The sequence below is a fragment of the Marinobacter sp. LV10R520-4 genome (assembly GCF_002563815.1).
Classification (GTDB): Bacteria; Pseudomonadota; Gammaproteobacteria; order Pseudomonadales; family Oleiphilaceae; genus Marinobacter.
Map to the genome: position 1 here is coordinate 1,019,401 of NZ_PDJM01000001.1, position 25,939 is coordinate 1,045,339.

At 55.2% G+C, this 25,939-nt stretch carries 27 protein-coding genes; 19 read left to right on the forward strand and 8 right to left on the reverse strand.

Annotation, left to right across the window (positions count from 1 at the left end; genetic code table 11):
- The first annotated feature begins 3 nt into the window (after window positions 1–3).
- Window positions 4–630 carry a DUF4124 domain-containing protein gene (locus ATG98_RS04805; protein ID WP_098419706.1) on the forward strand — a complete coding sequence of 209 codons (627 nt, stop codon included), beginning with the start codon at window positions 4–6 and terminating at the stop codon, window positions 628–630.
- Window positions 631–710: 80 nt separating this feature from the next.
- On the opposite strand, the gene ATG98_RS04810 is transcribed toward ATG98_RS04805, so the two are convergent.
- Both ATG98_RS04810 and ATG98_RS04815 read right to left on the reverse strand, forming a co-directional pair.
- Window positions 711–1,217, reverse strand: a complete 507-nt coding sequence (locus tag ATG98_RS04810; RefSeq protein ID WP_098419707.1) for a hypothetical protein — start codon at window positions 1,215–1,217, stop codon at window positions 711–713.
- A 144-nt stretch (window positions 1,218–1,361) separates the two neighbouring features.
- The gene (locus ATG98_RS04815; RefSeq protein WP_098419708.1) at window positions 1,362–1,697 is read right to left on the reverse strand and encodes a DUF2782 domain-containing protein; all 336 of its coding nucleotides are present in this window, start codon (window positions 1,695–1,697) and stop codon (window positions 1,362–1,364) included.
- A gap of 195 nt (window positions 1,698–1,892) precedes the next feature.
- Here ATG98_RS04815 and polA point away from each other — a divergent pair, with 195 nt between their 5' ends.
- Complete coding sequence (gene polA / locus ATG98_RS04820) at window positions 1,893–4,688, forward strand: DNA polymerase I (protein WP_098422256.1); 2,796 nt, start codon at window positions 1,893–1,895, stop codon at window positions 4,686–4,688.
- Window positions 4,689–4,784: 96 nt separating this feature from the next.
- Here the strand turns inward: polA and ATG98_RS04825 are convergent, their stop codons facing one another.
- The 3 genes from ATG98_RS04825 to ATG98_RS04835 all read right to left on the reverse strand — a co-directional run bounded on the left by ATG98_RS04825 (window position 4,785) and on the right by ATG98_RS04835 (window position 8,562).
- Complete coding sequence (locus ATG98_RS04825; protein ID WP_098422257.1) at window positions 4,785–6,215, reverse strand: OmpP1/FadL family transporter; 1,431 nt, start codon at window positions 6,213–6,215, stop codon at window positions 4,785–4,787.
- Window positions 6,216–6,332: 117 nt separating this feature from the next.
- Window positions 6,333–7,454 (reverse strand): PilT/PilU family type 4a pilus ATPase, encoded by a 1,122-nt coding sequence (locus ATG98_RS04830; protein WP_098419711.1) that lies wholly within the window; start codon window positions 7,452–7,454, stop codon window positions 6,333–6,335.
- Between the two features lie 73 nt (window positions 7,455–7,527).
- Window positions 7,528–8,562, reverse strand: coding sequence for a type IV pilus twitching motility protein PilT (locus ATG98_RS04835; protein WP_098421734.1), 1,035 nt, complete (start codon window positions 8,560–8,562; stop codon window positions 7,528–7,530).
- 137 nt (window positions 8,563–8,699) lie between these two features.
- On the opposite strand from ATG98_RS04835, the gene ATG98_RS04840 reads away from it, so the two are divergent.
- From ATG98_RS04840 to ATG98_RS04880, 9 genes are all read left to right on the forward strand, one after another.
- Window positions 8,700–9,404, forward strand: coding sequence for a YggS family pyridoxal phosphate-dependent enzyme (locus tag ATG98_RS04840; protein ID WP_098424376.1), 705 nt, complete (start codon window positions 8,700–8,702; stop codon window positions 9,402–9,404).
- Between the two features lie 74 nt (window positions 9,405–9,478).
- Window positions 9,479–10,309 (forward strand): pyrroline-5-carboxylate reductase, encoded by an 831-nt coding sequence (proC, locus tag ATG98_RS04845; protein ID WP_098419712.1) that lies wholly within the window; start codon window positions 9,479–9,481, stop codon window positions 10,307–10,309.
- A 25-nt stretch (window positions 10,310–10,334) separates the two neighbouring features.
- Window positions 10,335–10,919, forward strand: coding sequence for a YggT family protein (locus tag ATG98_RS04850; protein WP_098419713.1), 585 nt, complete (start codon window positions 10,335–10,337; stop codon window positions 10,917–10,919).
- A gap of 113 nt (window positions 10,920–11,032) precedes the next feature.
- Complete coding sequence (gene metX, locus ATG98_RS04855; protein ID WP_098422258.1) at window positions 11,033–12,181, forward strand: homoserine O-succinyltransferase MetX; 1,149 nt, start codon at window positions 11,033–11,035, stop codon at window positions 12,179–12,181.
- A complete protein-coding gene (gene metW / locus ATG98_RS04860) occupies window positions 12,178–12,783 on the forward strand; it encodes a methionine biosynthesis protein MetW (protein WP_098419715.1) in 606 nt (201 codons plus the stop codon). Before metX ends, metW begins: the two co-directional genes overlap by 4 nt.
- Complete coding sequence (locus ATG98_RS04865; RefSeq protein WP_098419716.1) at window positions 12,780–13,235, forward strand: DUF4426 domain-containing protein; 456 nt, start codon at window positions 12,780–12,782, stop codon at window positions 13,233–13,235. Before metW ends, ATG98_RS04865 begins: the two co-directional genes overlap by 4 nt.
- 22 nt (window positions 13,236–13,257) lie before the next feature.
- On the forward strand, window positions 13,258–13,869 hold the full coding sequence (gene rdgB / locus ATG98_RS04870) for an RdgB/HAM1 family non-canonical purine NTP pyrophosphatase (protein WP_098419717.1): 612 nt from the start codon (window positions 13,258–13,260) through the stop codon (window positions 13,867–13,869).
- Entirely contained in the window at window positions 13,866–15,017 is a 1,152-nt protein-coding gene (gene hemW, locus ATG98_RS04875; RefSeq protein WP_098422259.1) for a radical SAM family heme chaperone HemW, read from the forward strand. The genes rdgB and hemW overlap by 4 nt, the downstream gene beginning before the upstream one ends.
- Before the next feature lie 104 nt (window positions 15,018–15,121).
- Window positions 15,122–15,670 (forward strand): hypothetical protein, encoded by a 549-nt coding sequence (locus tag ATG98_RS04880; protein WP_098422260.1) that lies wholly within the window; start codon window positions 15,122–15,124, stop codon window positions 15,668–15,670.
- Window positions 15,671–15,682: 12 nt separating this feature from the next.
- On the opposite strand, the gene trmB is transcribed toward ATG98_RS04880, so the two are convergent.
- The 3 genes from trmB to ATG98_RS04895 form a co-directional block, all read right to left on the reverse strand.
- Complete coding sequence (trmB, locus tag ATG98_RS04885) at window positions 15,683–16,423, reverse strand: tRNA (guanosine(46)-N7)-methyltransferase TrmB (protein WP_098422261.1); 741 nt, start codon at window positions 16,421–16,423, stop codon at window positions 15,683–15,685.
- Between the two features lie 114 nt (window positions 16,424–16,537).
- On the reverse strand, window positions 16,538–18,073 hold the full coding sequence (locus ATG98_RS04890) for a YifB family Mg chelatase-like AAA ATPase (protein WP_098422262.1): 1,536 nt from the start codon (window positions 18,071–18,073) through the stop codon (window positions 16,538–16,540).
- 28 nt (window positions 18,074–18,101) lie between these two features.
- On the reverse strand, window positions 18,102–18,353 hold the full coding sequence (locus ATG98_RS04895) for an accessory factor UbiK family protein (protein ID WP_098419722.1): 252 nt from the start codon (window positions 18,351–18,353) through the stop codon (window positions 18,102–18,104).
- On the opposite strand from ATG98_RS04895, the gene ATG98_RS04900 reads away from it, so the two are divergent.
- From ATG98_RS04900 to ATG98_RS04935, 8 genes are all read left to right on the forward strand, one after another.
- Window positions 18,352–18,588 carry a hypothetical protein gene (locus tag ATG98_RS04900; protein WP_098422263.1) on the forward strand — a complete coding sequence of 79 codons (237 nt, stop codon included), beginning with the start codon at window positions 18,352–18,354 and terminating at the stop codon, window positions 18,586–18,588. The genes ATG98_RS04895 and ATG98_RS04900 overlap by 2 nt on opposite strands.
- A gap of 175 nt (window positions 18,589–18,763) precedes the next feature.
- The gene (gene glnK / locus ATG98_RS04905; RefSeq protein ID WP_007350272.1) at window positions 18,764–19,102 is read left to right on the forward strand and encodes a P-II family nitrogen regulator; all 339 of its coding nucleotides are present in this window, start codon (window positions 18,764–18,766) and stop codon (window positions 19,100–19,102) included.
- Between the two features lie 73 nt (window positions 19,103–19,175).
- Window positions 19,176–20,444, forward strand: coding sequence for an ammonium transporter (locus tag ATG98_RS04910; RefSeq protein ID WP_098422264.1), 1,269 nt, complete (start codon window positions 19,176–19,178; stop codon window positions 20,442–20,444).
- A 170-nt stretch (window positions 20,445–20,614) separates the two neighbouring features.
- A complete protein-coding gene (locus tag ATG98_RS04915) occupies window positions 20,615–21,481 on the forward strand; it encodes a DUF4123 domain-containing protein (RefSeq protein ID WP_179888050.1) in 867 nt (288 codons plus the stop codon).
- Entirely contained in the window at window positions 21,482–23,329 is a 1,848-nt protein-coding gene (locus tag ATG98_RS04920) for an alpha/beta hydrolase (protein ID WP_098422266.1), read from the forward strand.
- A gap of 184 nt (window positions 23,330–23,513) precedes the next feature.
- On the forward strand, window positions 23,514–24,515 hold the full coding sequence (locus tag ATG98_RS04925; protein WP_098422267.1) for a WD40 repeat domain-containing protein: 1,002 nt from the start codon (window positions 23,514–23,516) through the stop codon (window positions 24,513–24,515).
- 186 nt (window positions 24,516–24,701) lie between these two features.
- Window positions 24,702–25,301 carry a sigma-70 family RNA polymerase sigma factor gene (locus ATG98_RS04930; protein ID WP_098419728.1) on the forward strand — a complete coding sequence of 200 codons (600 nt, stop codon included), beginning with the start codon at window positions 24,702–24,704 and terminating at the stop codon, window positions 25,299–25,301.
- Window positions 25,298–25,939, forward strand: a complete 642-nt coding sequence (locus ATG98_RS04935; protein WP_098422268.1) for a ChrR family anti-sigma-E factor — start codon at window positions 25,298–25,300, stop codon at window positions 25,937–25,939. The genes ATG98_RS04930 and ATG98_RS04935 overlap by 4 nt, the downstream gene beginning before the upstream one ends.

Here is a 25,939-nt window from a genome sequence, read left to right on the forward strand (position 1 = left end):
CGAATGGCAAAACACCTGACCGCTTCACTCCTCATGTTTAGCCTGATTGGCACCGGTGCCATCAGTGCCACTACGGCCCACGCCGGCATGTACCGGTATACGGATGAAAACGGCCAGGTGGTCATTGGCAGCAGCATTCCGCAGGAAGCAACGCAACGGGGCTATGACATTCTTAACAGCAACGGGCGTGTCGTTACCATCATTGCGCCCGCCCCCACGGAACAGGAACTGGCCGAACGCAGTGCCGAACAACAACGCCAGGACGCCCTGGAACTCCAACGCGAACAGGACCGAAAACTGCTAAAGCGCTTCAGTCACCCAGATCAGGCGCGCAGCGCCATGAACCGGAAAATTCGCGAACTGGAGGGACTGATCAGCCTGAAAAAAGGCAATATCACGGTCATCTCCGGGCAGTTGAACGCCGAACAAAGCCGCGCCGCCGATCTGGAACGCTCTGGACGAAAAATTCCCGAGGCAACCCTGGAGAAAATTCGTCGGCTGGAAACGCAGATCCTGGATATTGAACAGGAAATTGAAACCCAGACCCAAGACATTCAGACCCAGCGGGAAATCTACGAAATCGATATTCGCCGGCTTGAACAATTAACCGACAAAAAAAAGGAAGACTAAACCAGTCTTCCTTTTTTATTGGCATTCGCCGGTTTCAACCGGCCCACGCTCTTGGTGAGCTTGCGGGCCGCTGAACGCTATCAGGCAGAAGCCGTTTCTTCAGTTTTCGCGTCGCTGGCCTTAATCGGCTCAGCTTCTTCTGCTTTTACTTCTTTGCTGTCTTCAGCTTTTTCGACCTTAACAGCGGCTGCAGGAGCGGCCTTGGTTTTCTTGGCGCTGATTTTGCGAGCTTCTTTGCTGGGCTCAACAGCTGCCTTTACGTCTTCTGCTTTTACGGCAACATCAATTGCGCCTTCTTCTACAGCATCAGCGCCTTCAGTTACCTGCTTTTCAACGCGTGAGATCAGCTGGGCGGTGAATTCACCAACCATGCCGTTCAGTTCGCGCAGCTGGTCAAACACGTTTTCGCTGTAGCCGTAATAGCTCTTACGCAGGGATTTTACGCTGTGAGTGCGCGCGCTTTCTTCCAGCTTTTCAGCCATGTCGAAAGGCTTGGCAGACAAACGCTTCTGCTGCTTCTCAGCGGCGTCGATACCCTTGTTAACCATATCCTGAAGCTGTTGCTGATACGTGGTAAGTACACCCATAATAAATCCCCTGTGTTACGTTTGTTGATCAAAAGTGTTTTCGATCGATGAGTGTAGATTAAGGAGAAAAGTTAGAGTGTTCACACTAAAATCAGAAATCGTTCAAAAATTATTCTACCGGCCTGCTTAACAACGCGCTCATGACTACCAGCGAAACAGCACCCAGCTTGGCACCAGCATGCCGGATTCACTTTCACGGGCCCAGCCACCGTCGGCAGGCACCAGGTAGTATTCCGGCCCTATCTGGGGCACAACCTTTATTTCCATCACCTGACCATTCACCCGGTACTCGTAATACACCTCTTTTTCGCCGCTGCGGATAACAATCTGGGTGCCTGCGTTAGACGGCTGATAGTCCGAGATAATCACAGGCTGTTTTGGCGTTTCCACAACGGTGTCGTCCAGATTGCCGGTTTCCTGGGCAACAACGGTTGCTAACGGCCACGCCAACAACACAAGTGGTAAAATGATTTTTTTCATTTTCGTGATACCCTTTTGACTATCTGTTTATGGTGCGCTTATTGCCGGTTTCCTGGCTTTTTCAAGCCAGTTTCGCGCCCGAAATAATCGCCGTACTTTTTATTATTACCGTACTTTTTATCATTGCCTTAATTGTCACCATCAGAGTTACACAAGGCAACCCACGCTTCAATACGATTGCAGGCACAGGCATCTATGACTGAACAACACACTCCACCCGTGGTTCTTGTAGACGGTTCCTCTTATCTATTCCGCGCTTACCACGCACTTCCACCACTCATGACCAGCAAAAACCACCCAACCGGCGCCATCAAGGGCGTTATTGCCATGATACGCCGGATAGACCTGGACTTCCCCGGCTCCAAAATTGTGGTGGTGTTCGATGCCAAGGGCAAAACCTTTCGCAACGACCTGTATGCGGATTACAAAGCAAACCGCCCACCGATGCCTGAAGACCTGGCCGTACAGATTGAGCCCATTCACCAGATTGTCAGGCACATGGGCCTGCCGTTGCTGATTGTGGATGGCGTGGAAGCCGATGACGTGATTGGCACCCTGGCCCACGAGGCCACCAGCAAGGGCATCGATGTGGTGGTGTCCACGGGAGATAAAGACATGGCACAGTTGGTAAGCGCGCACGTAACGCTGATCAACACCATGACCAACACCCACATGGACGCAGCGGGCGTTGAAGAAAAGTTTGGCGTAACACCGGCGCAGATCATCGATTATCTGGCGCTGATGGGCGACAAGGTGGATAACATACCGGGCGTGAACAAGTGCGGCCCGAAAACCGCGGTAAAATGGCTGCAGGAATACCAGAACATCGACAACTTGATGGCCAATGCCGATGACATCAAAGGCAAGGTTGGGGAATACCTGCGGGATGCCAGGGAAACCCTGCCCTTGAGCCGGATACTGGCCACCATCAAACTGGACGTAGAGCTGGCGTTCGGACTGGAAGATCTTCTGGAACGCGAGCAGAACAACAGCGCCCTGCTGGAGCTGTTCCGCGAATACGAGTTGCGCAGCTGGATCAACGAACTCGAAAACTCAGGCCCCCAAACCGCCGGGTCTGCTGCTGCGCAGTCCGGTGTTGATCAAAGCACGTCTGATCAGAGCACGTCTGATCAGAGCACTGCACATCAAAGCAGCCCTGGTGAACCCACTCAGCGCCGTGACAAGCACTACAGAATTATTACCGACCAGGCAGAACTGGATGAATGGATAGAGCGCTTAAAAGCCGCAGAACTGTTTGCCTTTGACACCGAAACCACCAGTCTGAAATACATGGCTGCAGAGGTTGTGGGCGTATCGTTTGCGGTACAACCGTTTGAAGCAGCCTACGTGCCCTTTTGCCACGACTACATGGGCGCGCCCGAACAGCTGGACCGCGACACGGTGCTGGCCCAGCTCAAACCGCTACTGGAAAGCCCCGACCATAAAAAAGTCGGGCAAAATCTGAAGTACGACAAAAACGTGCTGGCCAACCACGGCATCTGCCTGGAAGGCATTGCCGAAGACACCATGGTGCAATCCTATGTGCTGAACTCGGTATCTTCACGCCACAATATGGACGCCCTGGCCCTGCATTATCTGGGCGAGGAAACCACAACCTTTGAATCCCTGGCAGGCAAAGGTGCCAAACAGCTGACGTTCAACCAGCTGGAGCTTGATAAAGCCGGCCCCTACGCCGCCGAAGACGCCGACATCACCCTTCGCTTACATCAGGCACTGCGCCCGCAACTAGCCGCCACCGGTAAGCTGCAGTCGGTGTATGAAGACATTGATTTGCCCTTGGTACCGGTGCTGTCGCGCATGGAACAAAGGGGCACGCTGATCAGCGCCAGCACACTGCGCCAGCACAGCCAGGAACTGGCTGAACGCATGGCCGAACTGGAAACAGCCGCGTATGAAGCCGCCGGGGAGACCTTCAACCTGGGCTCGCCAAAACAGCTGCAGGTTATTTTTTATGAAAAGCTGGGTTTGCCAGTTCTCAAAAAAACGCCCAAGGGTGCGCCCTCAACGGCCGAACCGGTGCTGCAGGAACTGGCCCACAGCCACGAACTGCCAAGGCTGCTGCTGGAACACCGTAGCCTGAGCAAACTCAAGTCCACCTATACAGACACTCTGCCAGATCTGATCCACCATCGTACCGGTCGCGTGCACACGTCTTACCATCAAGCAGTCACGGCCACCGGGCGCCTGTCGTCTTCAGAGCCCAACCTGCAGAACATACCCATTCGCAGCGAGCAGGGCCGACGCATTCGCCAGGCGTTTATCGCCGAGAAAGGCTACAAGCTGTTGGCAGCGGACTATTCCCAGATTGAATTGCGCATTATGGCGCACCTGTCGGAAGACAAAGGCCTGCTAACCGCGTTTGCCAAGGGCGAAGACATTCACAAAGCCACCGCAGCGGAAGTGTTCGGGGTATCTCTGGAAGAGGTGAACACTGACCAACGGCGAAGCGCCAAAGCCATCAACTTCGGGCTGATTTACGGCATGTCGGCGTTTGGCCTGGCGCGGCAGCTGGATGTCGAACGCAAAGTGGCCCAGCAGTACATCAACCGTTATTTCGAACGCTACCCCGGCGTACTGACGTACATGGACAATATTCGCAAACAGGCTCACGAAGACGGCTACGTGGAGACTCTGTTTGGCCGGCGCTTGTACTTGCCCGAAATCAACGCCCGCAACAAGCAACTGCAGCAGGCCGCCGAGCGCACCGCGATTAACGCGCCCATGCAGGGTACCGCTGCCGACATTATCAAGCTCGCGATGATTGATGTGGAAGCCTGGCTGCTGGCCGAATACCCGGACAGCGCCCGCATGACCATGCAGGTACACGACGAACTGATCGTCGAAGTAAAAGAAGAGGCGGTAGAAGCGGTGCGCGAAGGACTGATCAAGCGCATGTCGGGCGCTGCGGAACTCGCTGTGCCCTTGCTGGTAGAGGCTGGCGTGGGTGATAACTGGGACCAGGCCCACTAACGAAAAACGCCCGCTGAGTGTTCGCTCAAGCGGGCGTTTTTGTGACTGCGACAGGCGGGTAAAATCGGCCTGTCGTTATAGCTTCGAAATCAAACGTTAGAAGGCTTTGCTGATTTGTAGTGAAGCGCTCCAGGCGTCGAGTTCGTATTCGCCTTCGTAGTTGGACTTACCCGCAGCCGGATCCTTCTGGCTTGGGGCATCGTATTGATAAACGAATTCTTTAATCTTCGGATCGTCCACAAACAGCAGGGTGCCAATGGCGGCATCCACCGTCCAGCCGCTTTGCGCATCTTTCCACTGCGTACCCAGAGTGAGCCAATGACGGTCTGATGAAGGAACGCGGGCGGTTACGAATTCGTCGACCGGCGATTCATCCCACGCGTAGCCCGCCTTAAAGGCCCAGGCAGGCGTAGCTTGCCAGATTCCACCAACGTTAAACTGCCAGGTATTCTGCCATTTTTCAGTAACGTGACTGAGCGGTTGATCACCTGTACGCCGAAGAGCCTGAGATATCTGGCCACCGTCGCCTTCCGTGCTGAACACGTCAAGGCCTTCGAACCGGCTCCAGCGCGCGTAAGTGGCGCCGGCGAGCACGGTCACTGAATCGTTCAGCTGATGGCGAGCACCTACGGTAATGCTCTCTGGGATGGCCAGCGGCACACTGGCCGCTTCTTTCATCGTGATCGGCACAAATACGCCTGGCGTTTGCTGCTTGGGAAAACCACTTATTTCGGCATCGCCTTTCAACTCAAACTCGGTTCCGGTTTGTGCCGTCAGGCCAAATTGAGTGCGTTCAGATAGTTCATACAAAAAGCCAACGCGAAAGTTGACGGCGATGTCATCACCGTTAACATCAGAATAAGGCGCCCCATAAGCCGCTTCGTAGTTTTTTGCCAGGTCGCGAGCCGTGGCATCATTAGATTGCGCTGAAAGCACGGCCCTAATGTCTTGGAACTTTGTCAAACGAGCTTCGGCATACATGATGTTGATGCCCAGGCCCATTGAAAGACCTTTACCATTATTGACAGCGATAGAAGGGGTAAAAGAAATCGCTGTCAGCTCGGTTTTGTCGGCAAAGTAGCGGCCAACAAAATCGTCATCGTAATCCGCCGCCAACCCGTAAGGCGCATGGATACCAAAACCCACATCGATAGAATCGTTCACTTCGTGAGTCATAAACAAGTTGGGCAGCACGGCCAAGCCAGCAATATCGCCACCGCCCGAGCCCTTAACTGGATCGCCTAATGCGTCAGTCGCAATAGTGCTGCCACTTTTAGCTTCAGCATCAATATCCAGAACGGCCACACCAAATGACATATTGGTGCCTTTCAACTGGCTCATGCCCGCCGGGTTAAAGAACACCGTGGATGCGTTCTCCGGATTCGCTGCGGCACCCGCATTCGCCACGCCCATCGCGCTGGCGCTCTGTTCGTTAAGGGAAAAGCCACCGGCAAAAACAGTCGCAGGCGCTGCGATGGCAGCCAAGGTGGTCAGGCGGATAGCACGGGCAAGACGGGTCGATTTCATTTTTTTGATGGCTCCTGATTATGAACGGCCGGAGTATACTCAGGTGGTTACGGCCGTCACAATTGCATTTGCCATCAATTGCTAATAACACATATTTAAGACGTTTGTCTTAGCGCCTCAGTCCTGCTGAATGGTCAGCTTGTCCACCGAAGACGACAACTTGTCCACCCCCTGGGCGTCGGTTCCAAGCTTTATCATCAAACGCAAATCGTTGGGTGAGTCGGCATGTGCCAGGGCATCTTCATAGGTAATCGAACCTTCGGAATACAGCTCATAGAGCGCCTGGTCAAAGGTACGCATGCCGATCTCGTTGGATTTGGCCATCAGGTCTTTAAGCTTGTGCACTTCGCCCTTGCGAATCAGGTCAGCCGCCAGCGGCGTATTGATCAGCACCTCAATAACCGCTTTCCGGCCCTTGCCGTCTGGCGTGGGCACCAGTTGCTGCGCCACAATGGCGCGCAGGTTCAGCGACAGGTCCATCCAGATCTGGCCGTGCTGTTCGGGTGGGAAAAACTGGATAATCCGGTCCAGCGCCTGGTTGGCGTTGTTGGCGTGCAAGGTCGCCAGGCACAAGTGCCCGGTTTCGGCGAACTGTACGGAATATTCCATTGTCTGGCGGGTTCGCACCTCACCTATCAAAATCACGTCTGGCGCCTGGCGCAGGGTGTTTTTCAACGCCACTTCAAAGCTGTCGGTGTCTATGCCCACTTCGCGCTGGGTCACAATGCAACCCTGATGTTGGTGTATAAACTCAATCGGGTCTTCGATAGAAATAATATGGCCACGGCTGTTGTGGTTGCGGTAGCCAATCATGGCAGCCAGCGAGGTGGACTTGCCTGTGCCGGTGGCGCCCACAAACATGATAAGCCCGCGCTTGGTCATGGCCAGCTCTTTAACGATGTCGGGCAGCGAGAGGTCGTCGATTTCCGGTATCTTTACTTCAATGCGGCGTAACACCATACCGCACTGATTGCGTTGGAAAAACGCGCTAACCCGAAAGCGGCCAATGCCACGGGCGCTGATGGCGAAGTTGCACTCGTGGCTTTGATCAAACTCGGCGCGTTGCTTGTCGCTCATGGCGCCGTAAACCAGCTCACGGGTCATATCGGGCGTCAGGGCGGTCTTTGTGACAGGCCACACCTTACCGTTCACTTTCATACTGGGTGCAACGCCGGCGGTAATGAACAAGTCCGAGCCACCTTTCTCAACCATCAGCCGCAGTAGCTTTTCAAATTCCATTTTTATCACCTTTCGTTGAGCGCGCCCAAGCGCCCGAGTCGTTTTGTATCAGCCGGCGAAGATCCTGTCAGGCTTAAAAGGCATCGGGCATTTTTGCTTTCAGACGCGCCTGGTCGCGAGAAATAAGGCCTTTTTGCAACAGGCGTTCCAGACACTGATCCAGGGTCTGCATGCCCAGCGAGCCACCCGTTTGTATAGACGAGTACATCTGCGCGATTTTGTCTTCACGGATCAGGTTGCGAATGGCCGAGGTGCCAATCATGATTTCGTGGGCAGCAATCCGCCCGCCGCCCATTTTCTTCATCAGGGTTTGCGAGATAACCGCCTGCAACGATTCCGACAGCATCGACCGCACCATGGATTTTTCCTGGGCCGGAAACACATCCACTACCCGGTCAATGGTTTTTGCTGCCGAGGTGGTGTGCAGGGTACCGAATACCAAGTGGCCCGTTTCGGCTGCGGTCAGCGCCAGACGAATCGTTTCAAGGTCACGCAACTCGCCCACCAAAATAATGTCCGGGTCTTCGCGCAGCGCCGAGCGCAGTGCTTCATTAAAGCCCAGAGTATCGCGGTGCACTTCGCGCTGGTTAACCAGGCACTTTTTCGATTCGTGCACAAACTCGATGGGATCTTCAATGGTCAGGATGTGCTCATAACGGTGGTCGTTGATGTGGTCCACCATCGCCGCCAGCGTGGTGGACTTGCCAGAACCGGTGGGTCCGGTTACCAGCACCAGCCCCCGTGGCACTGCGCAAATGTCTTTGAACACCTGGCCCATGCCCAGGTCTTCCATGGTCAGCACTTTCGAGGGAATGGTCCGAAACACCGCACCGGAACCGCGATTCTGGTTAAAGGCGTTAACCCGGAAGCGGGCAACACCGGCCACTTCGAACGAGAAGTCGGTTTCCAGGAACTCTTCGTAGTCTTTCCGCTGCTTGTCATTCATGATGTCGTAAATCAGACCGTGCACTTCTTTGTGTTGCAAAGGAGGCAGGTTAATACGGCGTACATCACCGTCCACACGAATCATCGGCGGCAAACCAGCAGAAAGGTGCAAATCTGACGCGCCCTGTTTCGCCGAAAAGGCAAGCAGTTCGGTAATATCCATAGAGTTCCCCGGGAGTTTTTCTTTTTCGCCGGCTGCCGTAACCAGCACATCAAGACCGGTGATCACTTGGCATTTCAGTGACCTGCGGGTAACGTGTGATGCTACCCGAAGCTGTACAAGTAGAGCGAATTCACACTATGAGCAGCATAGCAGACAACATCAAGAGCGTAACCCAGCGCATCGAAAAAGCAACACTACAATCGGGCCGAAAGCCCCATTCTGTGCGCTTGTTGGCGGTTAGTAAAACCCGCCAGGCGGACGAGTTGCGCGAAGCCGCAGCAGCAGGCCAGCAGGATTTCGGTGAAAACTACCTGCAAGAGGCGCTGGACAAAATAGCGAACCTGCAGGATATGCCGGAGTTACGCTGGCATTTCATAGGACCGATTCAATCCAATAAAACCGCACAAATAGCTTCGGCGTTTTGTTGGGTACACAGTGTTGAACGCCTGAAAATAGCCCGCCGCCTGAACGACCAGCGCAACACGGCCTTGCCACCGCTGAATATTTGCCTGCAGGTTAATATTGACAATGAACCCAGCAAATCCGGCTGCTCGCTGGACGAACTACCGGCGCTGGTCGCCGCCATTGCCGAACTGCCGCAACTGACATTGCGCGGACTTATGGCGATTCCAGACCCGGATCGCGGGGAAGCTGCATTGAGGGCAAGCTTTCGGGCCATGAACAATGCCTTGATCCGGTTGCGCCAGGACCAGCCCGGCGCCGGGCCGCTGGACACCTTGTCTATGGGCATGTCTGACGATCTGGAGCTGGCCATTGGCGAAGGCTCAACCTGGGTAAGAGTAGGCACCGCCGTGTTTGGCCCACGCCCGCAAAAGAGCTGAAAACTGCGGTTCCTGTTATGATCGGCAACAGGCACAACTATTTTTTTCGATTGGGTCAAACCCTGGAGTGAATCTTGAGCAAATCACCGACCATTTCATTTATTGGTGCCGGTAATATGGCGAGCGCCATTATTGGCGGCATGCTGGATAACGGCTATAAAGCCGGTAAAATCTGGGTCAGTGCCCCAGACGACGAGCATCTGCAAGGCTTGCGCAAGCGTTTCGGAATCAGTGTTACCACCGACAACCGCTACTGCGCCCAACAATCTGACATTGTCGTATTGGCGGTAAAGCCGCAAGTCATGGCCAGCGTGTGTGAAGACATTGCCGCGGTGGTGCGCAATACCCGGCCATTGATGGTTTCAATCGCAGCAGGCCTAACCGCCGACACGATCGACGGGTGGCTTGGCGGTGGCGTACCCATGGTGCGGGTAATGCCCAATACGCCGTCGCTGGTGGGCAAAGGTGCTGCGGGGCTGTTTGCCAACTCACGGGTCAGCGAGCAGCAAAAAAATGACGTTACGGCCATTTTTGACAGCGTAGGTTCTGCCAACTGGGTGCAGCTGGAAGAACAACTACACGCGGTAACCGCCTTGTCTGGCAGTGGCCCTGCCTATTTTTTCCTGATGCTTGAAGCTCTGGAAGAAGCTGCCGTTAACGCTGGCATGGCAGCAGAAACAGCGCGCGAACTGGCGATCCAAACCATGGCAGGCGCCGCAGAAATGGCGGCTCGCAGTGATCTGGAACCGGCGCAACTCAAACGTAATGTGATGTCACCCGGTGGCACTACCGAGCAGGCGGTGAATACGTTTGAGCAAGGCGGTTTGCGCGAACTGGTGCAAAAAGCCTACTCAGCGGCCTATACCCGCTCCCAGGAAATGGCCAAAGAACTGGCCGGTAAATAACCATAGCAAACGGAGACACCCGCTGATGCTGCCGAAGATTCTGCTCACAATTTTGTCGATCGCCTCGTCGTTCTACATGACCCTGGTACTGCTGAGGTTTTTGCTGCAGCTGGCACGAGCCGATTTTTACAACCCCATTTCGCAGTTCGTAGTGAAGGTCACCAATCCTCCGCTGCGCGTTGTGCGTAAACTTGTTCCTGGCTGGGGCGGTATTGATGGCGCGGCTATCGTGCTAGCCATACTGATTCAAGCCATCACCTTTACCCTGGTATTGCTGCTGTATGACGCCGGCGCGGCGCTTTTCAATCCGGCGTGGCTGTTGGCCTGGTCAGTGCTGAACGTGGCGGGACTGGTAGCAACTCTGTATTTCTGGGCGGTGATTGCCGTGGTGGTTATCAGCTGGATCGCGCCCGGCAGCAGCCACCCGGCGATTCAGCTGGTGGCTCAGATTACCGAACCGGTCATGCGCCCGGTGCGCAAAGTGGTGCCATCACTGGGCGGCCTGGACCTGTCACCCATTATTGTATTTCTGATACTGCAGGTGATTACTGTGATGATTGATCACATGAAGGTCGCCACCGGCATGCCGGCGCTTTTGGCTGGAATGTAACTCAGGTCGGCGGTTGCAGCTCGCTGCTGCCGCCTTTAAACTGAGTCGCTTGGGCGCCGTTCCCTTAAGGCGTATCCGTATTTCTCGATTCCAGCCAGGAAGTCATCGCGCCAATGCCCGATCCATTGCCCGCAGATTCTGTTGGGCTTGTTACCCCGCAGGCCTACCATTTTGATACACCGCTGAAGCTTGCTTGCGGCAAGGTGCTGAACCGCTATGAGCTGGTGGTGGAAACCTATGGCGAACTGAATGCCAGCGCCAGCAATGCTATTTTGGTGTGTCACGCCCTCAGCGGCCATCATCACGCCGCCGGTTATCACAGCGCCGACGAACGCAAAGCAGGCTGGTGGGACAGTTGTATTGGTCCCGGAAAGCCCATTGATACCCGCCGTTTTTTTGTGGTGAGCCTTAACAATCTGGGCGGGTGCCACGGCAGCACCGGCCCCAGCAGCACCAATCCGGACACCGGCTCACTGTATGGCCCGGACTTTCCAGTTGTCACGGTAACTGACTGGGTCAACAGCCAGGCGCGGCTGGCAGACAAGCTCGGCATAGAATGCTGGGCTGCGGTGGTGGGCGGATCGCTGGGCGGCATGCAAGCACTGCAATGGAGCCTTACCTATCCCGAGCGCATACGCCACGCCGCGGTTATCGCGTCAACACCGCGCCTGAGCGCTCAGAACATTGCCTTTAACGAGGTAGCGCGACAGGCCATTACGAGTGATCCGGAGTTTCACGCCGGGCGCTACAGCGACAATCTCACACTACCCCGGCGCGGTTTGATGCTGGCGCGCATGGTGGGCCACATTACCTACTTGTCTGATGCCTCCATGGGTGAGAAATTTGGCCGTGAGCTGCGCGAAGAAGCCTACAAATTCGGCTACGACGCCGAATTTCAAGTAGAAAGCTATTTGCGCTATCAAGGTGAACGCTTTTCCGAATCCTTCGATGCCAACACCTACCTGCTGATGACCAAGGCCTTGGACTACTTCGACCCCGCCTACGAATTCGACGGCGACCTGGCAAAAGCTCTGCAGGGCGCACGTTGCGAATTCCTGGTGCTGTCGTTCAGTACCGACTGGCGCTTTGCGCCAGAGCGCTCTGAAGAGTTGGTTAAAGCCATGATCGCCGCTCGCTGCAAAGTCAGCTACGCTGAAATTGACGCACCCTGGGGCCACGATGGGTTTCTGATTCCCACGCCACGTTATACCGATGTATTCACCGCCTATATGGACCGTGTTGCGCGGGAGATTGGAGCATGAGAGCCGATCTTGAAATTATCCAGCAGTGGATAAAACCGGGCCATCACGTATTGGATCTGGGTTGCGGTGACGGCACGCTGCTCGATTTTCTGCAGCGCGAACGCGGCGCAAGCGGCTATGGCCTGGAGATCAATCCAGCGCACATCACGCACTGTATGAGCCGCGGCGTATCAGTAATAGAACAAAACCTCGACACCCAGGGACTGGCTAATTTTGACGACAACAGTTTCGATGTTGTGCTGATGACCCAGGCCTTGCAAGCGGTACGCCGGCCCGACAAAGTGCTAGACGAAATGCTGCGCCTGGGCAACGAGGGCATTGTTACCTTTCCCAACTTTGCCCATTGGCGCCTGCGTTGGGGATTGGCGTTGAGCGGGCGCATGCCCGAATCCGAAGCGCTTCCGTATAAGTGGTATAACACCCCCAACATACGGCTGTGCACGTTCCAAGACTTTGAAGCTCTGTGCCGCCAGAAAAGCATACGCATCACCAGCCGCAAGGTTGTAGACGGCCAGCATCAGAACAGCTGGGTAGCCCGTTTGTGGCCAAACCTGCTGGGCGAAATCGCTATTTACCGCATCACCAAGGAGAATTCACAATGATGATTGCCAAACACTCGGTTTTTATGCGCTCGGCGTTTGCGCTGGTGCTGTTGTGCTTTGCTGGCCTGGCCCAAGCCGACAGTAAGAGCTTCGGTGAATACACCGTTTCCTGGAGCGTGCTGCCCAGTACATTCCTGACACCGGAAATAGCGAAAGAAAACAACCTGCAGCGCAGTAAAAGCATCGGCATTGTGAACGTTGCCATCATGCAAACCAACGCCGACGGTGCCTTGTCGCCGGTAGCGGGCCAGGTAGAGGGCCGAGTCACCAACGACATCCAGCAAGTTCGCTTTTTGGCGTTTCGCCGCATACAGGAAGGCAGCGCGGTATACTTCATTGCCGAGTACCAGTATGGCACGGCTGAATTGCTGACGTTCAATGTCACCGCGCGCCCAACGGGTCACAATCAGGAACTGCCGGTACGATTTTCCCAGGCCCTGTTTAACGACTAAGCCCTTAACAACTGAGCCTTCAATGCCCCAGACACTGGTTATTGCCAGCAACAACCCTGGCAAAATTGCAGAATTCAATGATCTTCTGGCCCCCTTGGGGCTGGCGCCCGTTGCTCAGGGAGAATTGGGCGTCGGTGAAGCCGAAGAACCGGCGGTCACCTTTGTTGAAAATGCCATTCTTAAAGCCCGCCACGCAGCCCGTATTACCGGCCTGCCGGCATTGGCAGACGACAGCGGTTTGGCTGTAGACGCCCTAGGCGGCCAGCCGGGCGTGCGCTCGGCGCGTTATGCCGGCGACGACGCCAGCGATGGAGACAACCTGAATGCGCTGTTAGCCAACATGGCCGATGTACCAGACGGCAAACGCAACGCCCAATTCCACAGCGTACTGGTTTACTTGCGCCACGCCGATGACCCTACCCCGCTGGTGTGCCACGGCCAATGGCACGGCAGTATACTGCGCCAGGCGTCAGGCGCCGGCGGTTTTGGTTACGATCCGATCTTCTTTGTGCCCGAACGCAGCTGCAGCGCCGCCGAGCTAAGCCAGGCAGAAAAAGGCCGGCTTAGCCACCGCGGCCAGGCGCTGGCGATGATGACCGAGCAGCTGAAACGTGAGCTGCGGGACGCATCTTGAGCTTAAACCCGACACCTGCGGCCGTTGAGCCTGCGCTTAGCCTGTACCTGCACGTGCCCTGGTGCGTGCGCAAATGTCCCTACTGCGATTTCAATTCCCATGCCATTACCGGGGATATTCCTGAAAGCGCTTATTTAAAGGCGCTGCTGGACGACCTCGATCAGGATTTACTCCTGGCCGCAGGCCGCACCATCCAAACGGTGTTTATTGGCGGCGGCACGCCATCGCTGATGAGCGGCGGTTTTTACAAGGATCTGTTTCGCGAGCTGAAAACACGGCTGGAATTTGCGGCAGACGCTGAAATCACCCTGGAGGCAAATCCCGGCACTCTCGAGCAGGGCCGTTTTGAGGCGTTCCGCGAGGCGGGTATCAACCGGCTGTCGATAGGCGTGCAAAGCTTTAATCCAGAGCACTTGCAGGTGCTTGGGCGCATTCACGACAGCCAAGCCGCCCACAACGCTATAATAGCGGCCCGCCAAGCCGGTTTTGACAACTTCAATATCGATCTGATGCACGGTTTGCCAGAACAAACCCCTGAACAGGCACTGGACGACCTGGCCCAGGCGCTATCGTATCAACCACCGCACTTGTCCTGGTATCAACTGACGGTGGAGCCCAACACCGAGTTCTACAGCCAGCCACCTGTGCTGCCAGACGACGACCGGCTGTGGGATATTTACAGCCGGGGCGGCGATTACCTGCGCAGCCACGGTTTTACCGATTACGAGATATCCGCCTGGAGCCGGCAAAATATGGCATCGCGGCATAATCTGAATTACTGGACGTTTGGCGATTACCTGGCCCTGGGCGCAGGGGGCCACGGCAAAATCAGCCAGCCGGATGGCCAGATTCTGCGTTATTGGAAAACCCGCCAACCCCAAGCCTACTTGAATCGCATAGGTAGCCGCACCTCCGGCAGCGAGGCGATAGCCGTGGCAGAGCGGCCGCTGGAGTTTCTGATGAACGCGCTTCGCCTGGCCGCGGGCGTGCCCGAAAGCCTGTTTCAACAGCGCACGGGTTTACCCTTAAGCACGATTGCGGTACAACTTGACACATTAAGGCGAGAGGAGCTGATGCACCCTCAACGCATTCAGGCCACCGAACTCGGCCAGCGCTATTTGAACAGCCTGCTGCAGCGGTTTTTGTAGACGGCTGTATTGACGTCAATGTGATGTCAGTGTGATGGCAACGTGATGCCAGCGATGATAGAGGCGGCAATAATCTTGGCGCCAGTGGCAAGGGAGCACACCCGATGGAATCTGCCCCAACTCAACGCCCGCCAAACAGGCGGCGGCTGCCTGCGCGACTAAAGGCCGGCCTTGCGCTGTCCGCACTCCTCGCTATCGCCCTGCTGCTGATCAACCAGTTGCTGCATACGCCCCAGGCGCCTCAAGGCATTGTTAATCTACAGCTGGCCGGCAACGCTGCACATACACGCGATATATTGCAAAGCTGGAGCCCGCAACAACAAGCGTGGGCCAGAGTCTCGTTACTTTTGGATTTTTTACTGGTTGCGCTCTATTCCGCTACCCTGCTTCTGCTAACCCGCCATCTTTTAAAAGACCGCCCCGGTGTGCGTGAACGCACGGCAGGCCGTTGGGTGATTATTCTCTTTGCGCTGGCGGCCGTCAGCGATTGCGTTGAAAACCTGTTGCTACTGAACAATTTGAAGGAGCCAGACGACCTGCTCAGCCTGATTGCCACGTTTTCTGCGTTAGTGAAATTTACCGGTTTACTGCTGGGCAGCGCGGGCCTGGTGATTATTCGCGCCGCCCGGCGTCATCCGCTTACCCACGCATAAGCTGGCCGTTTATCAGTTGGTTCGATAAAACAACAAATCCCAGACACCGTGGCCCAGACGCTCGCCGCGCTGTTCGAATTTGGTCACCGGGCGGCCTTCCGGTTTCGGCGAGAAACCACCTTCACTTTGGGTATTGGCAAAGCCTTCGGAATCAGCCATCACGTCCATCATGTGTTCAGCGTAGTTTTCCCAGTCTGTGGCCAGGTGCAGAACCCCCCCAACTCTTAGCTTGTGGCGAAGGCGTTGAACAAATTCCTGCTGTACCAGGCGGCGCTTGTGATGGCGTTTTTTGTGCCAGGGGTCCGGGAAAAATACCATTACCCGGTCAAGGCAGGCATCCGCCAGGCACAGGTCAATTACGTCGTTGGCATCAATGCTGTAAATGCGGATGTTTTCCAATCCACGGTCTTCGATGTCTTTTAGCAAAGCACCTACACCCGGCAGGTGCACTTCCACGCCAATAAAGTCCTGCTCTGGCGCGGCCTCCGCCATGTCCGCCAGCGAGCGCCCCATACCAAAACCTATTTCGAGATTCAGCATGGCATCGCGGCCAAACACCTGGCGCGGATCAATCATGCCGTGCTCCCGAGTCAGGCCGAATGTGGGCCAGCTACGTTCGTAGGCTTTGCGCTGGCCCTCGGTCATCCGGCCCTGGCGCAGCACGAAACTGCGTACACCGCGGCGGGTGGTTACCGGGGACTCATCGGAACGGCCATTTTTAGCGTGAGCCTTTGGGGTATTTTCATCAGTCATTATGCATCCTCAAACCGCGGCTGGCGGATTCTGGCGAATCGATAGTGCCAGTTTACCAGACGCCCGTTCACCAGAGTACAGGGTGAGCTAACGACAACGGTTCAAGACAGCGGCTCAAGATGAAACCAGAGAACTTTGGCCGTTACGGCGGTCTAACTGCCGGTAACCCAGAGCTTCCACCAGGTGGGCGCGGGCCACATCGGCACTGGCATCAAGGTCCGCCAGCGTGCGTGCAACTCGCAGTATTCGATGCAAGGCCCGAGCAGAAAGCCCGAGTTTTTCCATGGCCCGCAGCAACAGTTGCTCACTGTCACTATCCAGCTGACAAGCCGTTTGCAACGCCTTGCCCGACAACTCGGCATTCAACGTACCTCTGGCGTTCTGTAAGCTGCGTGCAGCTACAACTCGTGCTCGCACCCGGGCACTGCTCTCGCCGGGCTCGCCGTGCTGCATAAAAACATCACCGCCTTGCACAGGCACTTCTACGTGCAAGTCGAAACGGTCCAGCAGCGGGCCAGAGATCTTCGAGCGATAGCGGATAATCTGGGCGGGACTACACTGGCATTCGATGGAGGGGTGGCCACTGTAACCACAGGGACACGGGTTCATGGCACCTATCACCATAAATCGAGCGGGAAATGTAACTTGGCGCGCAGCACGGCTGATGTGAATTTCGCCAGTTTCCATAGGTTCGCGCAGCACTTCCAGCACCCGCCGCTCAAATTCCGGCAGTTCATCCAAAAACAGCACGCCGCGATGGGCCAATGAAATCTCTCCGGGTCGCGGACTGCTGCCGCCGCCGACCATAGCCACCGCCGAAGCAGTATGGTGTGGCGCCCGAAAAGGCGGCTGGCGCCAACCGCCTTCGGCCATTGCCAGACCTGCTACAGAATGCACGCTCGCCACTTCCATTGCAGCAGTATCGGCAAGTGCCGGCATAATGCCCGGCAGACGGCTGGCGAGCATACTTTTACCGGTTCCAGGCGGGCCAAATAGCAATAGATTGTGACCACCCGCAGCGGCTACTTCCAACGCCCGGCGCGGCACTTGCTGGCCACGAACATCAGCCAGATCGGGGCCGCTTGATGCCTGCCCGCTGTCAGCGCCACTCAAATCCGCCGGCGCCAGAGGCACAAGCCGGGCACGCCCATGCAAATGCTCACACACAGCCAGCAAATGGCTGGCAGCCAGCACGTCGTGTTCGCTGGCCAATGCCGCCTCGGCGGCGTTAGCTTGGGGCACCAACAGTTGGCGGCCCTCTGCGCGAGCCGCTAAAACTGCGGGTAACACACCTTTCAAAGGGCGCAGCGCGCCATCTAGCGACAGCTCACCGACAAATTCGCAGGTGTTCAACGCCTCGGCTGGAATCTGGCCAGAAGCCGCCAGAATACCAAGGGCAATGGGCAGGTCGAAACGGCCGCCCTCTTTGGGCAGATCGGCAGGGGCAAGATTGATGGTAATTCGACGTGCGGGGAAATCAAAACCGGCGTTAATCAGGGCGCTGCGCACCCGCTCTCGGCTTTCGCGCACACCGGTTTCTGGCAAACCAACAATCGACAGCGCCGGCAAGCCGCCGGACAGGTGTACTTCAACGCTAACAGCCGGCGCAGACACGCCAACACAGGCACGGGTTTGAACAATAGCAAGCATAGTAACCTTCCATGGTTATTATTTTCCGTCAGCCTTTGGTTGACTGCTCCAGTTCTGTTACGCGGGCTTCCAGGGCTTCCACCATGGCGCGGGTTTTTAACAATACCGCTTGCTGGGCGTCAAACTCTTCGCGAGTAACCAATTCAAGACGCGACATTACCGAGGCAACACTGGCCCGCGCCTGCGCTTCAAAGTCGTCTTTGGCAGCACGGGCCATATCCGGTACAAACTGACCAAACTGACCCTGCAGCTGGGTAAAAATGTCTTGTGGACCTTTCATGAACACCCCTTATCTGTGTAAACACGCCGAAACAAGCTTTGCGGCAGCGCCTTCAAAGGCCCCATCTACCGCAGAATTATTGCACAACAGTGTATCACACCGCCTGCCCTGCCATAATGTGTCGGCGGAAGCGAATCCGCAGAGCATTAAGGATGCAAAGAGTGTAGTAGAACGCGCTATTATGATTCCATGGCGTTCAAAACGCGCCATTTTGGTGCAGGGTAAATCAACCTAAAACCATTAATATAATTTTATATTACTGTTTTTAAACTATTTTTTTGCGTTGGCACATTCGATGCTAAAGCCCCATACACAATCCGCACAATTGTCGTGCGGGGCGGCCGCATCCCGGTCCCAGTCAGCAGCATTATGGCGCTGCCGATCGGCACAGTTTTACTAAGGAGAAATCAATGAAACTGATTACAGCAATCATTAAGCCATTCAAATTGGATGACGTGCGTGAAGCCTTGTCCGAGATCGGTGTTCAGGGTGTCACCGTCACGGAAGTTAAAGGCTTCGGGCGCCAGAAGGGCCACACCGAACTGTATCGCGGCGCTGAATACGTGGTGGATTTCTTGCCCAAAGTAAAAGTAGAGGTCGCCATTGGCGATGATCTGATGGACCAGGTGATCGAGTCCATCACCAAGGCCGCCAACACCGGAAAAATTGGTGATGGCAAAATCTTTGTGACCGAGTTACAGCAGGCCATCCGGATTCGTACCGGCGAAACGGGCGAGGAAGCGGTCTGAACCCGTTCTGATGCTTTAACTACCAGCGCAAAAAACTTTTTCATTTAATAGAGCCTTGTGCGGAGGGTCTTGTATGGACAGCAATGTCTTTCAGTTACAGTACGCGATTGATACCTTTTATTTTCTGATGTGCGGTGCCTTGGTCATGTGGATGGCCGCCGGCTTTGCCATGCTCGAATCTGGCTTGGTGCGCGCTAAAAACACCACCGAAATACTCACCAAAAACGTGGCTCTGTATTCTATCGCCTGCATTATGTACCTGGTGTGTGGTTACGCCATTATGTATGACGGCTCAATCCTGCTGTCAGGCATCGGCGTAACAGACACAGCCTCAGTGCTTGCCGACTTTGCCGGCCGTGAAGACGGTTTTGAAGGCGGTTCCATCTACTCTGCCCCGTCAGACTTTTTCTTCCAGGTCGTGTTCGTGGCGACGGCTATGTCCATCGTCTCCGGCGCTGTCGCCGAGCGCATGAAACTCTGGGCATTCCTGGTCTTTGCGGTGGTAATGACAGGCGTCATTTACCCAATGGAAGGCTCATGGACCTGGGGCGGCAGTGATGTGTTCGGCCTGTATAACCTCGGCGATCTTGGTTTCAGTGACTTTGCCGGCTCCGGAATCGTGCACATGGCCGGTGCCTCAGCCGCTCTGGCAGGCGTAATACTGCTCGGGGCGCGCAAAGGCAAGTATGGCTCAAATGGCGAAATCCGCGCTATTCCCGGCGCCAACCTGCCTCTGGCAGCTCTTGGCACTTTTATTCTGTGGATGGGCTGGTTTGGTTTTAACGGCGGCTCGGTACTTAAACTGGGCGATATCGCCAGTGCCAATTCGGTCGCCATGGTGTTTCTGAACACCAACGCCGCCGCCGCGGGTGGTTCTATTGCCGCGCTGATTACCGCCCGCATACTGTTTGGTAAAGCAGATTTAACCATGTTGCTGAACGGTGCTATCGCTGGCCTGGTGGTTATTACCGCCGAGCCCTCCACACCAACGGCTTTACAGGCAACTCTTTGGGGCGCGCTCGGCGGTATCGCAGTCGTGTTCAGCATTATTGGCCTGGACAAACTGCGCATTGATGATCCGGTCGGTGCCATTTCAGCTCACGGCGTTTGTGGTCTGCTCGGCCTGCTGCTGGTGCCGGTCACCAACAGTGGAGCCAGCTTCAGTGGCCAGTTGATTGGCGCTGCCACCATCTTCGTCTGGGTATTCCTGGCCAGTATGGTTACCTGGGGCATCATCAAGGCGATCATGGGCATACGCGTCACTGAAGAGGAAGAGTACGAAGGCGTGGATATTGCCGAGTGTGGCATGGAAGCCTACCCGGAGTTTGTTAGCAGCAAGTAACATAGCTGCGTACAGCAACAACAAGGGGCGCCCAAGTGGGCGCCCCTTCGCATTTTGCGGCATCTGTTTCAGAAATCTGACATTTTCCCCGGGTTTGAGCTGACCGGCCCTGCCGCTTGAGCTAACATCTGGCACAGATTTCGGCCATCTAAGGATAGATGAAAGCAGCCATGAAGGACGCCACAGCCCTGAGCCACGAGGCTCGCACAACCACGTCGTTTTACCATCACGAAAACGCCGTTAGTACAGATGCCTGCTGGTACCTGGTTGACCAGGCAAAGCACTCAGATGCTTTGCGCTTGCTGTTCGAGCAGGACCCCGCACCAATTTACGACTTGCCATATATCCATTCGCAACACCATGAACAAGCCCTGAATGGCCCGTTAATTATCAAGCCCACCACAAGCCAGAGTAAAACATGGCTGCATAACTGGCGGACAGAAGCCAAAGCTCTGGCACTGCAAGGCCCGTTGCTGACGTTAGAGGAAGTACGCGATCATCTTATAAGCTTGAACACCGTTCGCACCCCTTATGGTGACAGCCTTTTTCGCTACTCCGACACGGCAACGCTTGGCAGCATTGGCGCATCGCTGTCACACCAGCAGCGCCTGCGGGTTCTCGGCCCGCTAACCGCAATTCACGGTTGCTATGCTGGCACCAACTGGCCCCTGAAAAAAGACCACTCCTCGGCACATCCGGACGAATTGCGTAAGCAGAACCCACTGCCTCTGGAATTGACCCAAGAGAATCTCGCATCAGTAGAAGTGTACCGTCAAAATCTGTTGGCAAAAGCCCTGGCGGACAACCATGAATTGGAGGTCCGGACTGTCTCCTGCTGGTTCCAACAACTGAAAACACTCGGTGCACCGAGTGAGCAAGGTTTGGTAGAAGGCGTCGGGTTATTCATCGCACAGGGTATTACCCGCGCGCTGAGCGAGAATGAGCTTGCGGCCTTACGCAAAGCAAGGCACGGAGCCTGCTGGTCCGACACGCTGGACGCATTTACAACATTAACGCATTCACAGGAAGGAACCTGAATGACACCCACTAGCAACCTACCCTTCTCCCCCAGCACTGCGCCTCTCGGGGCCCACAGTGCGCCGGTTTGCAAGCACGAAACCGCAAACGTGATGTTGCGGCGTTCTGACAATCTTGGGCGACCGAGGGCTTTTATCAATGCCGGTAAAATCGAGGATGAGAGCGGTAAGTTAGTCACTGCCGAAGTGCAAGATGGCAAAGAGCATACGCCTGCTAATGCAGAGGCCCGCTTCGCCAAGCTCGTTACAGGCAACGCACGATGGCACGGCCCCGAAGAGCCGGAGGGAGAGCATTTGATCGGGTTCGATACCGTGAGTGAACAGCTCCGTTTCACCCCCGGCCAGACTCCCAGCGAAGGCGTAGACCTGACCGTCATCCAGGGCGAACGCAAAGCAAAAGCGATACACCTACCGCCGCCGGTGATTATTAACCTGCGCGAAGAAGTGCCCGCTCCTGAAGACTTACTCACGGACGAACAACTGGATTACTTTCGGGCAAACGGCAATAACGCGCTCGTTTTTATGCACGGTTACAACATTCCTCATGGTGCATGGGGTCGACTTGAATGGCACTCTCAAAGCGCCAGTGTCTGGCAAGATCCGCAAACCGTGAACGATGAGTATCTGAATGGCGCCGGCGCCCACAACTGGGCTGTTCACTTGGAGTACCAACTGAACCGTGCGGCGGGTTTCGACGGCGAAAACTGGACGCCCTACAGCCGCATCATTAACATTTCCTGGCCGGGGGATACGAGCTCCACCGATTTCATACAGGCGGAGCTGAAGGCCATGGCATCCGGGCGACGCCTGGCCCCGCTTTTGCTGCAGCTGGCAGCCGCCGGCATTGCCATCAACCTGCTCTCGCATTCTCTTGGTGCCCGGGTAGCGCTCACCGCCCTGAACATTCTCGGCACCATCGGAAAACGCGACCTGGTCGAACACCTGTTTCTCTGGCAACCCGCCGTTGCCGACAATGCCCTCACCAACGACAGCAGCCGGGACGTGCACCCCCTGGGGCTTGGCGTATTTCCTGCCGCCAATAGCGCAGCTCGCAAAATTGTGGTGCTGCATTCCCGTGGCGACGGCATTCTTGGGGCGGATAATAGTAAAGATGAGGCTTTGTGGCGGAAAGCCCTGTCATTCAAGCACCCATTAGCCACTACCGCATGGATCGCTGCAACCGCAGACGACTCCTTGGACGACATAGCCGGATACTTTAGGGGAGCCTATGATAAAAAATGGTGGAGCTTTCCAAGTTATCTGAACTTCGGCTTCGGGCCTGCCGTCGAAAAGTTATACAAAGATTACTTGCCACTCAGGTTCGAGGCGTGGATGACCGCACACCCCCAGCGAACTTTGGCCACACCCAAAGCGCTCAAACAAACCGTTCAGGAAAACTGGACCAGGTTAGAAAAAAACATCCTCACCGAGGCAAATGCTTTATGGCAGCCCTGTATAGACTGCCTGCGCAACGGCGAGCGGCCGTCTGACTACACCCTGCCGGCCCCCCTAAACCACCAGGCCAGCGTAAGCCCCGAAGTGGCCAAAGATTATGTTTTGCGTTTGAAAAAGCTTGCTGGGAATAACTGGGTTCCGGAACAACGGCCACGGCCTGCGTTGGGGTATGTGGGGTTTAATGAAGTGGCTGGTGAACGGGCTGGATTGTTTCGAGATCGTTTTATAGAAAACAAGTTGTTTGACGAATCTTGGTTAGCTACAGATCAAAGTAAATGGCTCTTTAGCCACTCGGGGATGCGAATTCCAAGCGAGGAAGTATTCGATCGCTCTTACAGAGCAGAAATTATACGTCGTATATCGGACGGAGGAGTGGATTTTGGCCGTTATTAACGCTAATAAAGTGCGCTGGGCAGGCGCGGTGCTTGGTGCCTTTGTGCCTTTGTGCCTTTGTGCCTATTAGCATCCTGCTGAACTCCAACCTCCTAGGAGTATGGGCTGGGCCGGTTATGTCCATGGGTGTATCGGAGTCTGGCCGCTATGTCGTCAGTGCCCACAGAGACAACAAGCTTATTTTATGGGATCTGCAAGAAAACAGTGGGACACGCTCTCCGGTGACGCCAACCTTTACAGAGCCTATTTTATACCGGGTCAAAACGCTTTTTTGTGGCAGGACACAGACAATATCGTTACTGCACAAACGGTCGACGGAAAAGTACTGAAGCGATTTCAGCACTTCCCAACCTACGGCCACGTTATCGGTGGCGATCTTGAGACCTACTTGTTTGCTGATGAGCATTGGAATGTGTTTTCTGGCTATGGGGACACAAAACGTACTGTCCTTAGTGATGGCATCAGCCCGAGCTTTTTAGGATCCGGCAAACTGTTCAACCTCGCCATAGACCGAAACAACACCTTCTTTGTAACAGCCGGAGTCGATAATGATCGCTCAGCAATCGCAGACCACTCACCACTTAATAGCGGTCAACGGTTCTCAAAATATGGGGGCGTCACTCTTTGGAACGCTGTGACAAAACAACCTGCCGCAAAGCTCCGCGGAAACTCCTCCAAAACCCACGCTACTATCAGTCCAGATGGGCAATGGGTAATCAGTGGGGATGAGAATGGAATTGGATTGTTTTGGAACACGGATCGACCGGAAATCCGACACCGATTAGCGGGATATCATAGTGGGATCTATCTTGATGATGCGCCTTTTGCAACGGGCGACCCTCGAAACTGGGATGAAAGTGAACTCATCGATGCGCCCGCCGGCCTCAACAACTTCACCATCGCCGGCGCCTTCATCCACAACAGCGAATACTACCTCCGCTTCGGCAACAACAGCCATGTCGCCGCTCTATACGAAGCCGGCAGCCCCTGGCCCGTGAAGTATTTTGATCTCGGAGAGTCTCCCAAACTGGTCACTTACGGCAGCCAGTACGACCGCAACACCGCCATCGCCACTTCACCGGAAGCGGGCATTCTGGCGATGGGGCACCAGTCTACCGGCGGTATCAGCGTGTACCAGTTTGACCCCGACAAGCTGACGCTGGAGCGGATCTGGGTGGTGGAGTAGTTGGAAGCTGCGGTTGCTACCGCCGACCATAACCAACGATTTCTGCGGGCTTTAAAAGGTAAACCACAGAGGATGGTGATCCGAGCGTATCAGCCGGGCGTAAATCAATACCTGACAAACCTGGGGTGAGTGCATAGAATGATGACAACACAAAGTTCAAATCATGCAACAGTCAAGGAGCGTCCGGTGATGACACTGGATCAGAAGCCGGTTAAAGCCGAAGGTCGTAACGACCCTTGGAGTAACCTGCTGGTAAAAGTAGGGAAAAACCAGGACCGACAGGCTTACCATCAGCTATTCGAGCACTTTGGCCCGCAGATTAAGTATTACGCCATGGCCAACGGTATGGCGAATCATGCTGAGGAGCTTGTGCAGGAAGTGTTTGTATCGATCTGGCGTCGTTCCTGTCTTTATGATTGGCGCAAAGCAGCGGCATCCACCTGGATTTTTACCATTGCTCGAAATCAGCGCATCGACATGTTGCGCAAAATGAAGCGCATCAGCGCCGAAATATCGGTAGAGACTGAAGATCTGTGGCAGATCCCCGGTGATCACGAAAACGAGCCCGTTACGTCATTGGTTCGCTTGATGTCGGAGCGCCGGGTACGCGAATCCCTCAGCTTGTTACCGGAAGAACAAACGACTGTTATTGCCAAAGTGTATATGGAAAGCAAGTCTCATCAGATGGTTGCTGACGAATTGCAAATACCCCTGGGAACAGTAAAAAGCCGGGTCCGTCTGGCGCTCAACAAACTGAAAGTGATTTTGCAGGATCAAAACCAATGACACGGCATCACCCCGAAAGTACAAGCCTGATGGAGTTCAGCGCGGGTACACTGTCTGACCCTCACGCCCTTTGCATACGGCTGCACCTCGAAAAGTGTGCGCTTTGTCGTAGTCGGGTAGATACCCTGGAAAGCTTGGGTGCAGTGATGTTGGAACAACAACCCTTAACTGATAGCTCCGTACCGGCCGCTTCAACATTCGATGCGATTCTTGCTCGTATTGATAGCGAGACGGCGCCTGTAAAATCTCCGCAGCAACGTCAAGACCTCATAAAGAAGCTTCTGGGCTGCGACATCAACGATTTGCCTTGGAAGCGCCAGCTTGGCGATGTCAGCATGCTCGATGTGACAGATCGTTTCCCCGGGCAGAAAGAGAGGGTGGTATTGCAAAAACTGTCATCCGGAGGCAAAGCGCCGGCCCACACCCACCGCGGGACCGAGACCACTATCGTCTTGCAGGGTGCATTCTCTGACAATAATGGTATTTTCAATCAGTGGGACTTTGCCGTGCTGGACCATAACGACAATCACCGCCCGGTGGCTGTTGGTCATGAAGACTGCATCACTTTGTCGGTGCTTAGCGCACCACTGAAATTAACGGGTACCTTTACTCGACTGCTCAACCCTTTCATGAGCTGA